Source organism: Kitasatospora sp. NBC_01266, assembly GCF_036242395.1.
In the GTDB taxonomy this organism is placed as follows: domain Bacteria; phylum Actinomycetota; class Actinomycetes; order Streptomycetales; family Streptomycetaceae; genus Kitasatospora.
In genome coordinates this window covers 6,177,370-6,190,481 of record NZ_CP108458.1, presented here as the reverse complement: position 1 = coordinate 6,190,481, position 13,112 = coordinate 6,177,370, and the positions used below count along the sequence as shown (strand labels likewise).

Sequence of the window (13,112 nt, the reverse complement as noted above, 5' to 3'; positions counted from 1 at the left end):
CATGCAGTTCGGACGCACCTACGAGGAGTTCGAGGTCGGCGCGGTCTACAAGCACTGGCCGGGGAAGACCGTCACCGAGTACGACGACCACCTCTTCTGCCTGCTGACCATGAACCACCACCCGCTCCACATGGACACCAACTATGCGGAGAAGACGACGGACTTCGGCAAGAACGTCGTGGTCGGCAACTACATCTACTCGCTGCTGCTCGGCATGTCCGTCCCGGACGTCTCCGGCAAGGCGATCGCCAACCTGGAGATCGAGTCGCTGCGGCACATCGCGCCGACCTTCCACGGCGACACGCTCTACGGCGAGACCACGGTGCTCGACAAGTGGCCGTCCAAGTCCAAGGACGACCGCGGCATCGTCCACGTCGAGACCAAGGGCTACAAGCAGGACGGCACGGTCGTCTGCATCTTCCGCCGCAAGGTGATGGTGCCGACCGCGACGTACATCAAGGAGCGCGGCGGAGAGCAGCCCGGCCGCCCCACGCCGCTCTCCTGATCCCCCCGTCCCCCGATAGCCCGTCCCCCGATACCCCCGGAGAGCGACCGCCGTCATCGGCCGCTCTCCGGCCCCGGGGCCCCGCGGATGTCACGCTCCGCGGGGTCCCGGACCCCCCACCCTCAGCGCACTGCTTGTACAGATACGGAGCCGCACGATGGGACGCCTCGCACAGACCGACGGCCTCACCGAGATCCAGCGGGACATCCTCGCCACCGTGCGGGACTTTGTCGACAAGGAGATCATCCCGGTCGCCACCGAGCTGGAGCACCGGGACGAGTACCCGACCGCGATCGTCGAGGGCATGAAGCAGCTCGGCCTCTTCGGCCTGACCATCCCCGAGGAGTACGGCGGCCTCGGCGAGTCGCTGCTCACCTACGCCCTGGTGGTCGAGGAGATCGCCCGCGGCTGGATGTCGGTCTCCGGCATCGTCAACACCCACTTCATCGTGGCGCACATGATCAACGCGCACGGCACCCAGGAGCAGAAGGACTACTTCCTGCCCAGGATGGCGGCCGGCGAGATCCGCGGCGCCTTCTCGATGTCCGAGCCGGGGCTGGGCTCGGACGTGTCGGCGATCACCACCAAGGGCGTTCCGGACGGGGACTGCTACGTCGTCAACGGCCAGAAGATGTGGCTGACCAACGGCGGCACCTCCACCCTGGTCGCGGTGCTCTGCAAGACCGACGAGGGTGCGAGCACCCCGTACCGCAACATGACCACCTTCCTGATCGAGAAGACCCCGGGCTTCGGCCCGAACCCGACCGTGCCCGGCCTGACCGTGCCCGGCAAGATCGAGAAGATGGGCTACAAGGGCGTCGACACCACCGAACTGGTGCTCCAGGACGTCCGGATCCCGGCGAACCGGATCCTCGGCGGTGTGCCCGGCAAGGGCTTCTACCAGATGATGGACGGCGTCGAGGTCGGCCGGGTCAACGTGGCCGCGCGCGGCTGCGGAGTGGCCCGTCGCGCCTTCGAGCTCGGCATCTCCTACGCCCAGCAGCGCTCGACCTTCGGCAAGAAGATCTCCGAGCACCAGGCGATCCAGTTCAAGCTGGCCGAGATGGCCACCAAGGTCGAGGCCGCGCACCAGATGATGGTGATGGCCGCCCGCAAGAAGGACAGCGGCGAGCGCAACGACCTGGAGGCCGGGATGGCCAAGTACCTCGCCTCCGAGTACTGCAAGGAGGTCGTCGAGGACGCGTTCCGGATCCACGGCGGCTACGGCTTCTCCAAGGAGTACGAGATCGAGCGCCTCTACCGGGAGGCCCCGATGCTGCTCATCGGTGAAGGCACTGCGGAGATCCAGAAGATGATCGTCGGACGGCGGTTGCTGGAGGAGTACAAGATCGCCGAATAGCCGCCCACCGTGACCGGAGGTGGCGCGCGCGACGGGAGCGCGAGGGTGGGGCCGGTGAGCGTTTCCGGGCCCACCCACCGGGCTGAGAGATGACTCACGGATCTTGACCAGGCCCTTGGGAACCGGAGATGCGCCCGCTACGGTCGTACACATAGCGCGTGCGCTCCGGCACGGTTGGAGACAGTTGAACGAGCAGGCGGGTTGCCCACCTACCGCCTGCTCCCGATAGCATCCACCGGGACAGCAGCTGTCCCCTTTATCACCCGATCCCCGCGGTTGGCCCCCGTGCAGGCCAAGATCCCCCGCGACAAAGGTCTTCGATGCCCATCAGCCCGTCCCCTCACACCTCCGTCACGGAGCGCGATGCCCTCGCTCCCGAGACGGCCGGCCGGCGACCCCGCGTGACCATCGCGCGCGGAGCCACCCCCTGGTTCGTCCCGACCCTGGCCACCGCGGCCCTGACCACCGCTCTCACCAAGCGGAACGGCAAGTGGGCTCTGGCGGCGGTACCGGCCTGCGCGCTCAGCGCGGGCATGCTGTGGTTCTTCCGCGACCCCGAGCGTGAGATCGGCGCCGGCAGAGTGATCTCGCCGGCCGACGGCGTGGTGCAGAGCATCGACGCCTGGCCGGACGGCCGGACCCGCGTCGCGATCTTCATGAGCCCGCTCAATGTGCACGTCAACCGGGCTCCGCTGCCGGGCACCGTCACCTCCGTCGAGCACATCGCCGGCGGCTTCGTGCCCGCCTTCAACAAGGACAGCGACCGCAACGAGCGCGTCGTCTGGCACTTCGACACCGAGCTCGGCGACATCGAGATGGTGCAGATCGCCGGCGCCGTCGCGCGCCGCATCGTGCCGTACGTGCCCGCCGGCACCAAGGTCGAGCAGGGCGAGCGGATCGGCCTGATCCGGTTCGGCTCCCGCGTCGACACCTACCTGCCGCCCGGCGTCGAGGTCGGCGTCGAGGTCGGCCAGAAGACGACCGCGGGGGTGACACGCCTTGACCGTGACTGATCCCGAGACCCTGGTGGGCCTCGGCGACTCGGAGGAGACCGAGTTGCGCCGACGCCGATGGGCCCGCGACCGCGAACTACGCGCGCCGCGTTCACCGCAGACCCTGTCCACGGCGGACTTCCTGACCCTGGGCAACGCCGTCTGCGGCTTTCTGGCGATCTACTCGATCACCACCAACATGCTCATCCCGCACATCAGCGGCAGCGGTGACGGCACCGGCGGCATGATCCGGCACGGCGCGGCCACCGCGGTGACCCTGCTGCTGCTCGGCTCGATGTGCGACCTCTTCGACGGCCTGGTGGCCCGCAAGCTGCGCTCCTCGGCGCTGGGCGCGGAGCTGGACAACCTGGCCGACCTGATCAGCTTCGGCATCGCGCCCGCCTACTTCGTCGCCGTCTGGGGCATCGTCGGCGGCCCGGGCACCAGCCAGGGGCTCTCCGCCTTCATCGCGCTCACCGTGCTGCTGGCGGTGGTGCTGCGGCTCGCCCGGTTCTCCGCCGTCAAGATGCGACCCGGGGTCTTCCAGGGCATGCCCTGCCCGATGGGCGCGATGACGGTGATCGCCATCGTGCTGCTCGACCCGCCGTTCCTGGTCGGCCTGCTGGCCATCTTCGGCGTCGCCTACCTGATGGTCAGCCGGGTCGAGTACCCCAAGCCGCAGGGCCTGCTGGCCACCGCCACCCTCGGCTGGATCGTCGTCTCCATCGGCTGCCTCGCCGCCTGGGCGGCCGGCCTGCCCGGCGGTGACGTCCTGATGCACATCGGCGCCGTCGCCCAGATCGCGCTGGCCGCCATGGCCCCGCTGCTGGTCATCCGCCGCAAGGTCGGCGAGAAGGTCGGCGACGTCCGTGCCCGCCGCGCGGAGTCGCGCGGCTGCTGAGCAACGGCTCGACCGCAGAACGCCGGTGGCCCCCAGATCCCAGGATCTGGGGGCCACCGGCGTTCTGGCGGCTGTTGGGGGCCCGTCAGGCCCCGCCGGTGTGCACGCTGAACGCCGAGCGGCGGGCCGCCCGCGCGACCGCCGGGTCGGGGTGCACGCCGGCCACCGCGGTGAGCACGGAGGCGGCGCGGGCGTGGCCGGACTGGCGGGCGCGGGCGAAGAGGCGGACCGGGTCGCCGGCGCAGGCGCCCTCGACGTGGCCGACCAGCAGTTCGGTCTCGCCGTGGTCCAGCACGGCGGCGGCGGTGTCCACCCAGAGCCAGGCGGCGTCCTCGGCGCTCAGCACGTCGGACGGGACCACGCCGCCCTCGTCCGACTGCTCGGCCAGCCAGAGCAGGGCGTAGGGGCGCAGCACCGGGTTGTCGACGGCCGCCCGCACCGCTTGCTCGGCGGTGCCGCCGGCCACCCGCAGCGCCTCGAAGGCGAGCCCGCGCAGCAGCGCGTCCTCGCCCTGTGCGGCCTCCAGGAGTTCGGCGACCGCGCGGTCGACCGGGCGGGCGGCGACCCAGGCCCGGTACTCGGCGCGGGCCGGGCCGGGCGAGTAGTTGGCGCAGGCGTCGAGCAGTTCGAGGGCGCTCTGCTCGATGTGCCCTGCCTCGGTCTGCGCGACCGTGCAGATGTCCTCCAGCTTGGCGCGCACCGCCCAGTGGCCGAGCGGCGAGAGCTCGGCGGCGGCGTCCGCGCGGACCACGGCTCCGACGGCGGCCAGGCCGTCGAGCATCCAGTCCAGCACGGCGGCGATGTCCGAGGGCGCGGGCGGGGTGTCGATCTGCGGCTCGCGGCAGGTCCCGCGCACGGCCGAGACGGCGGAGGCCGCGTGCGGGACCGGCGACAGGGTCGCGAAGCCCGTACCGGAGCCGTGCCGGCGCTCGTCCAGGCCGCGGCGGAGCAGTTCCATCAGCTCGCTCTCGGCGACCGGGCCGTCCACCAGGTGCAGGAAGGAGAGCAGCTGCGGCGCCTGGTCGACGGCCTGGCCGGCCAGCACCGCGAAGACCCCGCGCAGGGCTGCGGGCGGCACGGGGGCGAGCAGCGTCCAGGCGTCGAAGAGCGCGGACCAGCCGCGCAGCACGGCCTCGTCGTCGTGCTCCCAGGCGTGCAGCCGCCAGCCTGGGGCCGCGCCGCCGTCGCGGGGCTCGACCAGGCCGACCAGCAGCGCCTGGCCCCAGGCCTTGGCGGCGGCGCCGACCGTCATGGCGAGTGCGCGGCCGGCCGCGCGGGCGTCCTCGGGGAGGAGTTCGCCGCGCTTGTCGACGGCCGCCAGCTCGCCGGCCCAGCGCGCGATGCGGACCGCGTCGGCGAGCATCCGGCGGGCCGGCGGGGCCAGCTGGGCGGGTCCGGGGAAGCCGTCGGGCAGCGGGACGCGACCGCGTCCCGGGGCCGGCTTGGGGGTGCGTCGACGGGCGGGGGCGGGGCGGCCCGGCTGCGCGGCGTCGGCGCGGCGGGTCGTACCGGGTAGACGGGTCACCGTCGCGCCGGTACCCGTGGTCGGCGGGAGCGGGGCATCACGGTCGCGCGGATTCCGAGACGTCACGCCGTGCAGTCTTCCCCGTGTACGGGGCTTCTGTCACATCGAGTTCGGCGCGTCTTCGGCGAATTGGGGTGGCCAAGGTGACCGACTCGGGGCAAGAACGGCCAAACCGGGCCCAGCGGAGGCCCGGTGACCTGTGCACGACATTAGTGGGGGCCACGGACCGTGGTCAAGAGGTGACCGAAAGCGCCCTACCGGGGCGGGTTCAGAGCAGCGGGGTGAGGAAGCGGCGCAGCGCCTCCTCGTAGCCGCGCGGGTCGGCGTTCCACAGCGCCGCGTGCCCGGCGTCGGGGATGCCGCGCAGGCTCACCAGGTCCGGGCGGAGGTCGGCCAGCCGGCGGGCGGCGGCGAACGGGGCCACCGTGTCCTGGGGGCTGTGCAGCAGCAGGGTCGGGACGTCCAGCTCGGCGCCGTCCGCGAGCCGGGCGAAGTCGGCCGGGTCCACGCCGGTGCGGCCCTCGGCGGCCAGCGAGCCCAGCCGCCCGGCCAGCGCGCCCGGCAGCCCGGCCCGCGCCGCGACCCCGCGCACCGAGGCCGACCAGTCGAGCACCGGCGAGTCCAGGATCAGCCCGGCCAACTGGTCGCGGTAGTGCGACTCGGCGGCGGTGCGCAGCACGGTGGCGGCGCCGACCGACCAGCCGTAGAGCACGATCCGCCCGGCGCCGGCCTCCTTGGCGAACCGGATCGCCGCCTCGACGTCGTGCCACTCGGTCTCGCCGAAGTGCCCGATCCCGTCCGGCGAGGGCGGCGCGCCCTGGTCGCCCCGGTAGCTGACCACCAGCGCGGGCAGGTTGAGCCGGCGCAGCACCGGGAGCGCCGGCAGCGCCTGGCGGCGGTCGGCCAGCCGCCCGTGCACCGCGATCACCCAGGTGCCGCGCACCGCCGGGACGTACCAGGCGGGCAGCGCGCCGAGTTCGCCGTCGACCAGCACGTCCATGTAGTCCAGGCCGCAGGCCGAGCCCGGGTCGCCGCGCAGCACCCGGGGGCTCAGCTCGACCTCGGTGCCCGCCGTCAGCGGGCCGCCGGCGGTCAGCTCCAGGCGGCGGGTGACGGTCTGCTGGCCGGTGCGCAGGACCTCGCCGACCACCGCGTGGCCGCCGGGCCAGTCCAGCGCGTAGCGGCCGCGCCGGGCGGCGGCCACGGTCCGGGTCAGGGTGACCTCCCGGGTGTCGACCTCGTGCACCCGCAGCACGGGCTCGCCCCTGAGCTCACCGTCCTCGGCGGGGTCGGGGCGCAGGCTCAGGTCGGAGACCCGGCGCCCGATCAGCAGGGCGGCCAGGCCCGCTCCGGCGGCGACGGCGGTGGCTGCGGCGACGGCGGTTCCCCAACGCATGGCTCTCCCTGGAGTGGTGGCGGCGCTGACACGGCCTTTCCAGTCCACCGCGAGCCGTGCGGCGCGGCCACCGCAACGCCGCCGTCCGGGCTCGGCGGAAGCGGCAGGGGAGCCGACCGGGCCGGGCTGCTCAGACCGGCAGGGGAGCCGACCGGGCCGGGCTGCTCAGACCGGCAGGCCGCCGGTGTCCCGGCCGGCCAGCAGGCTCCAGAACCGGTCGACCGGCGCCTGCTCGGGCTCCGGTGGGCGCGGTCCCGGCTCGGCCGCGGGCGCGGCACCCCAGCTGCCCGCGCCCCAGTGCGAGGGCACCTGGTACTCGCCGCACAGCCCCGCCAGCACCGTGCCCAGGGTCTGCCGGGGCACCGGGACCAGCGCGCCGATCGCCGCCAGCTGGGCCCGCCAGCGCCCGTCCACGCACTGGCGCAGCCGCTGCTCCAGCTCGGGGCCGGCGCCCCGGACCCGGACCAGGTCGCGCAGGGTCAGCCCGAGCACCTCGGCCAGCGCGGCGCTGCACTCCTCGTCCCAGCTCCAGCGCCCGGTCGACTCGGCGTCGGTGTAGCTGCGCAGGCCCACCCCGATCCGGTTCGCGGCCTGCTCCCGGGACAGCTCGCGGGCCACCCGGAAGTCGCGCAGCGTGCCGGGCGCCGCGCCCATCAGCTGGTCCGCCGGACACCACAGCACCCGGGCCAGCGCGATCAGTTCCGTCTCGTCGGGGCGCAGTTCGCCGCTCTCCCAGCCGGTCACATGGGTGGGCAGCAGGCGCACGCCGTGCGCGGCCAGCGCCTTGGTCACCTGCTCGGCGGTCAGGCCGAGGGCCTCGCGGTGCGCGCGAGCGGCCTGCGGGGAGAACGGGACCGGGGTGGGGGCCGGTGGCCGGCTTCTTCGCATGCGCCGACGCTAGGGGCGGGACGGGCGCGGCCGCAGCCGCCGAACGCACGAAGTCGGGTGGTGGGCCGCCGAGGGCCGTTGGCGATCCACCTGGTTGACTCCCCCTTGACAGGCGTGATGGGATCCTCGGGCCAAACGGAGGCAAGGAGAGGAAGCCGGTGCGAATCCGGCGCGGTCCCGCCACTGTCACCGGGGAGCACGCCCGACGTACGGTCACGGCGGCCCGCCACAGGGTTGTTGGAAGGCCCGGGTGTGTGTCAGCCACCCGGGAGCCAGGAGACTCTCGCCGCCGGTACGTCGATCCAGGGCGCGGACCCTGAGTGAGGACACACGACACATGGCGGGGGTTTTCCACCGCGCGCTTCCGTACGCCCTGGGCGCCGTGGCCGGCTACGCGGCCGACGCCCGGTTCGGCGACCCTCGGCGCGGCCACCCGGTGGCCGCCTTCGGCCGCGCGGCCACCTTGCTCGAACGCGCGCTCTGGCGCGACCACCGGGGCGCCGGGGCGCTGCACACCGCCCTGTGCGTGGGTGCGGTGGCGGGCGGCGCGGCGGTGCTGGGCCGGGCGCTGCACCCGGACCGCCGGGACGGCGCGGCGCTCACCGCCGCCGCCACCTGGACCGTGCTCGGCGGCAGCTCGCTCACCCGCGAGGCGCGCACCATCGGCGCCGCGCTGACGGCCGGTGACCTGGCCGCCGCCCGGCGGCGCCTGCCGCACCTGTGCGGTCGCGACCCGAGCGCGCTGGACGAGCAGCAGATCGCCCGCGCCGTGGTCGAGTCGGTGGCCGAGAACACCGCCGACGCCGTGGTCAACGCCCTGGTCTGGGGCGCGCTCGCGGGCGCGCCGGGCCTGCTCGGCTTTCGCGCCGTCAACACGCTGGACGCGATGGTCGGCCACAAGTCGCCGAAGTACCGCCGGTTCGGCTGGGCGGCGGCCCGCCTGGACGACGTGGCCGGCTGGCCCGGCGCCCGGCTGACCGCGCTGCTCACGGTGGCGGCGGCCGAGCGGCCGAGCACCGCCTGGCGCGTCTGGCGGCGCGACGGCGGCGCGCACCCGAGCCCGAACGCCGGGCAGGCCGAGTCGGCCTTCGCGGGCGCGCTCGGCGTGCGGCTGGGCGGGACGCTGCGCTACGGCACCCGCGAAGAGCACCGCCCGGTGCTGGGCGCCGAGCTGCGCCCGGTGGCGGCGGCGGACATCGAACGGGCCTGCCGGCTGTCGCGCCGGGTCGGGCTGCTGGCGTTGGGGACCACGGTGGCACTGCGCGCCGCGGTACTGCGGAGGGGACGGATATGAGCAACGCGCTGCTGGTGGCGGGCACCACCTCGGACGCCGGGAAGAGCGTGGTGACCGCCGGGATCTGCCGCTGGCTGGTCCGCCGGGGCGTCAAGGTGGCCCCGTTCAAGGCGCAGAACATGTCGCTCAACTCGATGGTCACCCTGGACGGCGCGGAGATCGGCCGGGCCCAGGTGATGCAGGCGCAGGCGGCCCGGGTGGAGCCGGAGGCCGCGATGAACCCGGTGCTGCTCAAGCCCGGTGCGGACGGCCGCAGCCAGGTGGTGCTGCTGGGCCGGGCGGTCGCGGAGGTCGGCGCGCTGGACTACCGCGAGCGCAAGCCCTACCTGCTGGAGCGCTCGCTGGAGTGCCTGGCCGACCTGCGCCGCCGGTTCGACGTGGTGATCTGCGAGGGGGCCGGCTCGCCCGCCGAGATCAACCTGCGTGATCGCGACATCGCCAACATGGGCCTGGCGCGGGCCGCCGAGCTGCCGGTGGTGGTGGTCGGCGACATCGACCGCGGCGGGGTCTTCGCCGCGATGTTCGGCACCCTGGCCCTGCTCTCGCCCGAGGACCAGCGGCTGGTGGCGGGCTGGCTGGTGAACAAGTTCCGGGGCGACGCGCGGCTGCTCGGGCCCGGCCTGGACATGCTGCACGAGCTGACCGGGCGTCCGGTGCTCGGCACCCTGCCGATGCTGCCCGGCCTGTGGCTGGACGCCGAGGACTCGCTGGACCTGGGTGCGGTGGTGGACCGCTGCTCGGCGGGGCCGTTCGGCGCCGACGTGCTGCGGGTGGCCGTGCTGCGGCTGCCCCGGCTCTCCAACTTCACCGACCTGGACGCGCTGGCCCAGGAGCCCGGGGTGCTGGTCCGCTGGGCCACCCGGCCCGAGGAGCTGGCCGACGCCGACCTGGTGGTGCTGCCCGGCACCCGGGCGACCGTCGCCGACCTGGCCTGGCTGCGCGAGCGCGGTCTGGAGCAGCCGCTGCGCGAGCGGGCGGCGGCCGGGCGCCCGGTGCTCGGGATCTGCGGCGGCTACCAGATGCTGGGGCGGCGGATCGTGGACGCCGTCGAGTCCGGCGCGGGCGCGGTGGCCGGGCTCGGGCTGCTGCCCACCTCGGTGGAGTTCGGGCGCGAGAAGGTGCTCGGCCGACCGGTCGGCGAGGCCTACGGCGAGCGGGTCGTGGGCTACGAGATCCACCACGGGGTGGTGGCCGTGGAGGGCGGCAATGCCTTCCTCGACGGCTGCCGCGAGGGCGCGGTCTGGGGCACCACCTGGCACGGGGCGCTGGAGAACGACGGCTTCCGCCGGGCGTTCCTGCGCGAGGTGGCGGCGGTGGCGGGGCGGGCCTTCGTCCCGGCGCCCGACACCTCGTTCGCCGCCGCCCGCGAGGAGCGGCTGGACCGGCTCGGGGACCTGATCGAGGAGCACGCCGACACGGACGCGCTGTGGCGGCTGATCGAGGGCGGGGTGGACGGCGGGCTGCCGTTCGTGCCGCCGGGAGCGCCTGCGGCGCGCGCTATGGAGGAGAGCCTGTGAGTGACGTCCGATACCCGTTCACCGCGATCGTCGGGATGGCGGACCTGCGGCTCGGTCTGCTGCTCAACGCGGTCTCGCCGGCCGTCGGCGGGGTGCTGGTGCGCGGCGAGAAGGGCACCGCGAAGTCGACCATGGTGCGCGCGCTGGCCGGGCTGCTGCCCTCGATCACGGTGGTCGAGGGGTGCCGGTTCGCCTGCGACCCGGGCGCGCCGGATCCGCAGTGCCCGGATGGGCCGCACACCGCCGGGTCCCACACCGCCGGGTCGCAGGCTGCCGGGCCGCAAGCCGGTGTTCCCTCGGTGGACCGGGCGGCGCGCCTGGTCGAGCTGCCGGTCGGGGTGACCGAGGACCGGATCGTCGGTTCGCTGGACCTGGAGCGGGCGCTGGCCGAGGGCGTCAAGGCCTACGAGCCCGGCCTGCTGGCCCAGGCGCACCGGGGCGTGCTCTACATCGACGAGGTCAACCTGCTCCAGGACCACGTGGTCGACCTGCTGCTGGACGCGGCGGCGATGGGGCGCTCCTACGTGGAGCGCGAGGGTGTGTCGGTGCGGCACGCGGCGCGCTTCCTGCTGGTCGGGACGATGAACCCGGAGGAGGGCGAGCTGCGGCCGCAGCTGCTGGACCGGTTCGGGCTGACGGTGGAGATCGCGGCCACCCGGGACCCGGCGGAGCGGGCCGAGGTGGTGCGGCGGCGGCTGGCCTACGACGCGGACCCGGCCGGCTTCGCGACGGCGTACCAGGCCGACGAGCGGGCGCTGGCCGAGCGGATCACCACCGCGCGGGCGCTGCTGCCGTCGGTGCTGCTGGGGGATGCGGCGCTGCGTCAGATCACCGCCGTCTGCGCGGCCTTCGAGGTGGACGGGCTGCGCGCGGACATCGTGATGGCGCGTACGGCGGTCGCGCTGGCCGCCTGGGACGGGCGCACCGCGGTGGGCGAGGAGGACGTGCGGCAGGCCGCGCGCCTGGCGCTGCCGCACCGGCGGCGGCGCAACCCGTTCGACGCGCCGGGGCTGGACGAGGAGCAGCTGGAGCGGACGCTGAGCGAGCACGCCGAGCAGCCCGAGGACGAGGGTCCGGACGGTGGCGGCGACGGCGGCCCGCAGGACGACCCGGACGGTGACGGCGGTGGCGGTGGCGGCGGTGGCGGCGCTCCTGAGCCGTCCGACCCGGCCGAGCCCGCCGGCTCCGGCGCCGGCCAGGACGCGCCCGCCGGGGACGCGCCCGCTGAGGCCTCCCCTGCCGACAGCGCCCCGCCGCAGCTGCCCCGGCCCGGCGGTGCGCCCGCCCGCGAGTCCGCCCCCGTGGCGGCCGGGGAGCCCTACCGGACCCGGCTCTTCAAGGTGCCCGGCACCGGTCAGGGCACCCAGGGCCGCCGCTCCCCCGCCGAGACCGACGGCGGACACACCATCAGGTCGCGCCGCCCGCAGGGCCGGCTGAGCCGGCTGCACCTGTCCGCCACCCTGCAGGCCGCCGCTCCGCACCAGCTGGCCCGGGGCCGCAGCGGGCGGGCGCTGCAGCTGCGCACCGACGACTTCCGCGAGCAGGTGCGCCGGGGCCGGGAGTCCAACCTGGTGCTCTTCGTGGTCGACGCCTCCGGCTCGATGGCGGCCCGGCAGCGGATGACCGCCGTCAAGGGCGCGGTGCTGTCGCTGCTGATGGACGCCTACCAGCGCCGGGACAAGATCGGCATGATCACCTTCCGGGGCGCGGGCGCCGAGCTGGCGCTGCCGCCCACCTCCTCGGTCGAGGTCGGCGCGGCCCGCCTGGAGCAGTTGCCCACCGGTGGCCGCACGCCGCTGGCGGCGGGCCTGCTGCGGGCGCACGAGGTGCTGCGCCTGGAGCGGCTGCGCGACCCGCTGCGCCGCCCGCTGCTGGTGCTGGTCACCGACGGGCGGGCCACCGGCGGGCGCGGCGCGCTGGCCGAGGCCGGGCAGGCCGCCGCGCTGCTGGCCGCGCAGGGCACCGCCGCCGTGGTGCTGGACTGCGAGTCGGGCCCGGTGCGGCTCGGCCTGGCCCGCACCCTGGCCGCCCAACTGCGCGCCACCACCGTCACCCTGGACGAACTCCGCGCCGAGGGCGTGGCCGCCCTGGTGCACGCCCACCGTTCCACCGCTACGCGAAAGGCAGCGTGACCCGATGCCGCAGGGTAAGCCCGAGTCCGTCCCCGACGACGGTCTGACGACCCGTCAGCGCCGCACCCAGCCGATCACCGCCGTGCACACCGGCCCCGGCAAGGGCAAGTCCACGGCCGCCTTCGGGCTGGCGCTGCGGGCCTGGAACCAGGGTTGGCCGATCGGGGTGTTCCAGTTCGTCAAGTCCGCCAAGTGGAAGGTGGGCGAGGAGAACGCGCTCAAGGTGCTGGGCGCCTCCGGCGAGGGTGGCAGCGTCACCTGGCACAAGATGGGCGAGGGCTGGTCCTGGGTGCAGCGGGATCTGGAGTCCAGCGAGGAGGCCGCCAAGGAGGGTTGGCAGCAGGTCAAGCGCGACCTGGCCGCCGAGACCTACCGGCTGTACGTGCTGGACGAGTTCACCTACCCCATGCACTGGGGCTGGGTGGACGTCGCCGAGGTGGTCGAGGTGCTGCGGGAGCGTCCCGGCTCGCAGCACGTGGTGATCACCGGCCGGTACGCGCCCGAGCCGCTGCTCGAACTCGCCGATCTGGTCACCGAGATGACCAAGGTGAAGCACCCCATGGACGCCGGCCGCAAGGGCCAGCGCGGGATCGAGTGGTAGG

11 protein-coding genes and 1 riboswitch are annotated in these 13,112 nt (G+C 74.5%); of the genes, 8 read left to right on the top strand and 3 right to left on the bottom strand.

What is annotated here, in order from left to right; translation table 11 throughout:
• The first annotated feature begins 1 nt into the window (after position 1).
• The 4 genes from OG403_RS26850 to OG403_RS26835 all read left to right on the top strand — a co-directional run bounded on the left by OG403_RS26850 (position 2) and on the right by OG403_RS26835 (position 3,758).
• The gene (locus OG403_RS26850; RefSeq protein ID WP_329568680.1) at positions 2–505 is read left to right on the top strand and encodes a MaoC family dehydratase; all 504 of its coding nucleotides are present in this window, start codon (positions 2–4) and stop codon (positions 503–505) included.
• Positions 506–662: 157 nt separating this feature from the next.
• Complete coding sequence (locus OG403_RS26845; protein ID WP_329568678.1) at positions 663–1,865, top strand: acyl-CoA dehydrogenase family protein; 1,203 nt, start codon at positions 663–665, stop codon at positions 1,863–1,865.
• A gap of 320 nt (positions 1,866–2,185) precedes the next feature.
• Positions 2,186–2,878 (top strand): phosphatidylserine decarboxylase, encoded by a 693-nt coding sequence (locus tag OG403_RS26840; protein WP_329568677.1) that lies wholly within the window; start codon positions 2,186–2,188, stop codon positions 2,876–2,878.
• Complete coding sequence (locus OG403_RS26835) at positions 2,865–3,758, top strand: CDP-alcohol phosphatidyltransferase family protein (RefSeq protein ID WP_442910993.1); 894 nt, start codon at positions 2,865–2,867, stop codon at positions 3,756–3,758. The genes OG403_RS26840 and OG403_RS26835 overlap by 14 nt, the downstream gene beginning before the upstream one ends.
• An 85-nt stretch (positions 3,759–3,843) precedes the next feature.
• Here the strand turns inward: OG403_RS26835 and OG403_RS26830 are convergent, their stop codons facing one another.
• The 3 genes from OG403_RS26830 to OG403_RS26820 all read right to left on the bottom strand — a co-directional run bounded on the left by OG403_RS26830 (position 3,844) and on the right by OG403_RS26820 (position 7,567).
• On the bottom strand, positions 3,844–5,349 hold the full coding sequence (locus tag OG403_RS26830; RefSeq protein ID WP_442910992.1) for a hypothetical protein: 1,506 nt from the start codon (positions 5,347–5,349) through the stop codon (positions 3,844–3,846).
• 202 nt (positions 5,350–5,551) lie between these two features.
• Positions 5,552–6,679, bottom strand: coding sequence for an alpha/beta hydrolase (locus OG403_RS26825; protein WP_329568674.1), 1,128 nt, complete (start codon positions 6,677–6,679; stop codon positions 5,552–5,554).
• A 165-nt stretch (positions 6,680–6,844) separates the two neighbouring features.
• Complete coding sequence (locus OG403_RS26820; RefSeq protein ID WP_329568672.1) at positions 6,845–7,567, bottom strand: helix-turn-helix domain-containing protein; 723 nt, start codon at positions 7,565–7,567, stop codon at positions 6,845–6,847.
• A gap of 148 nt (positions 7,568–7,715) precedes the next feature.
• Positions 7,716–7,850: riboswitch (cobalamin riboswitch) on the top strand.
• 54 nt (positions 7,851–7,904) lie between these two features.
• Here OG403_RS26820 and OG403_RS26815 point away from each other — a divergent pair.
• From OG403_RS26815 to cobO, 4 genes are read left to right on the top strand one after another with little or no spacing between them, the layout of a single operon-like run.
• Positions 7,905–8,861 carry a cobalamin biosynthesis protein gene (locus tag OG403_RS26815; RefSeq protein WP_329568670.1) on the top strand — a complete coding sequence of 319 codons (957 nt, stop codon included), beginning with the start codon at positions 7,905–7,907 and terminating at the stop codon, positions 8,859–8,861.
• Positions 8,858–10,378 (top strand): cobyric acid synthase, encoded by a 1,521-nt coding sequence (locus OG403_RS26810; RefSeq protein ID WP_329568668.1) that lies wholly within the window; start codon positions 8,858–8,860, stop codon positions 10,376–10,378. The genes OG403_RS26815 and OG403_RS26810 overlap by 4 nt, the downstream gene beginning before the upstream one ends.
• Before the next feature lie 35 nt (positions 10,379–10,413).
• The gene (locus OG403_RS26805; protein WP_329572580.1) at positions 10,414–12,510 is read left to right on the top strand and encodes a putative cobaltochelatase; all 2,097 of its coding nucleotides are present in this window, start codon (positions 10,414–10,416) and stop codon (positions 12,508–12,510) included.
• A 4-nt stretch (positions 12,511–12,514) separates the two neighbouring features.
• A complete protein-coding gene (gene cobO / locus OG403_RS26800; protein ID WP_329568666.1) occupies positions 12,515–13,111 on the top strand; it encodes a cob(I)yrinic acid a,c-diamide adenosyltransferase in 597 nt (198 codons plus the stop codon).
• The last annotated feature ends 1 nt before the right edge of the window (position 13,112 follow it).

Coding starts and splice junctions, on each gene's coding strand:
- OG403_RS26840 (WP_329568677.1), top strand. CDS start 2,186: ATGCCCATCAGCCCGTCCCCTCACACCTCCGTCACGGAGCGCGATGCC.
- OG403_RS26815 (WP_329568670.1), top strand. CDS start 7,905: ATGGCGGGGGTTTTCCACCGCGCGCTTCCGTACGCCCTGGGCGCCGTG.
- OG403_RS26810 (WP_329568668.1), top strand. CDS start 8,858: ATGAGCAACGCGCTGCTGGTGGCGGGCACCACCTCGGACGCCGGGAAG.
- OG403_RS26825 (WP_329568674.1), bottom strand. CDS start 6,679: ATGCGTTGGGGAACCGCCGTCGCCGCAGCCACCGCCGTCGCCGCCGGA.
- OG403_RS26850 (WP_329568680.1), top strand. CDS start 2: ATGCAGTTCGGACGCACCTACGAGGAGTTCGAGGTCGGCGCGGTCTAC.
- cobO (WP_329568666.1), top strand. CDS start 12,515: ATGCCGCAGGGTAAGCCCGAGTCCGTCCCCGACGACGGTCTGACGACC.
- OG403_RS26805 (WP_329572580.1), top strand. CDS start 10,414: ATGGCGGACCTGCGGCTCGGTCTGCTGCTCAACGCGGTCTCGCCGGCC.
- OG403_RS26820 (WP_329568672.1), bottom strand. CDS start 7,567: ATGCGAAGAAGCCGGCCACCGGCCCCCACCCCGGTCCCGTTCTCCCCG.
- OG403_RS26845 (WP_329568678.1), top strand. CDS start 663: ATGGGACGCCTCGCACAGACCGACGGCCTCACCGAGATCCAGCGGGAC.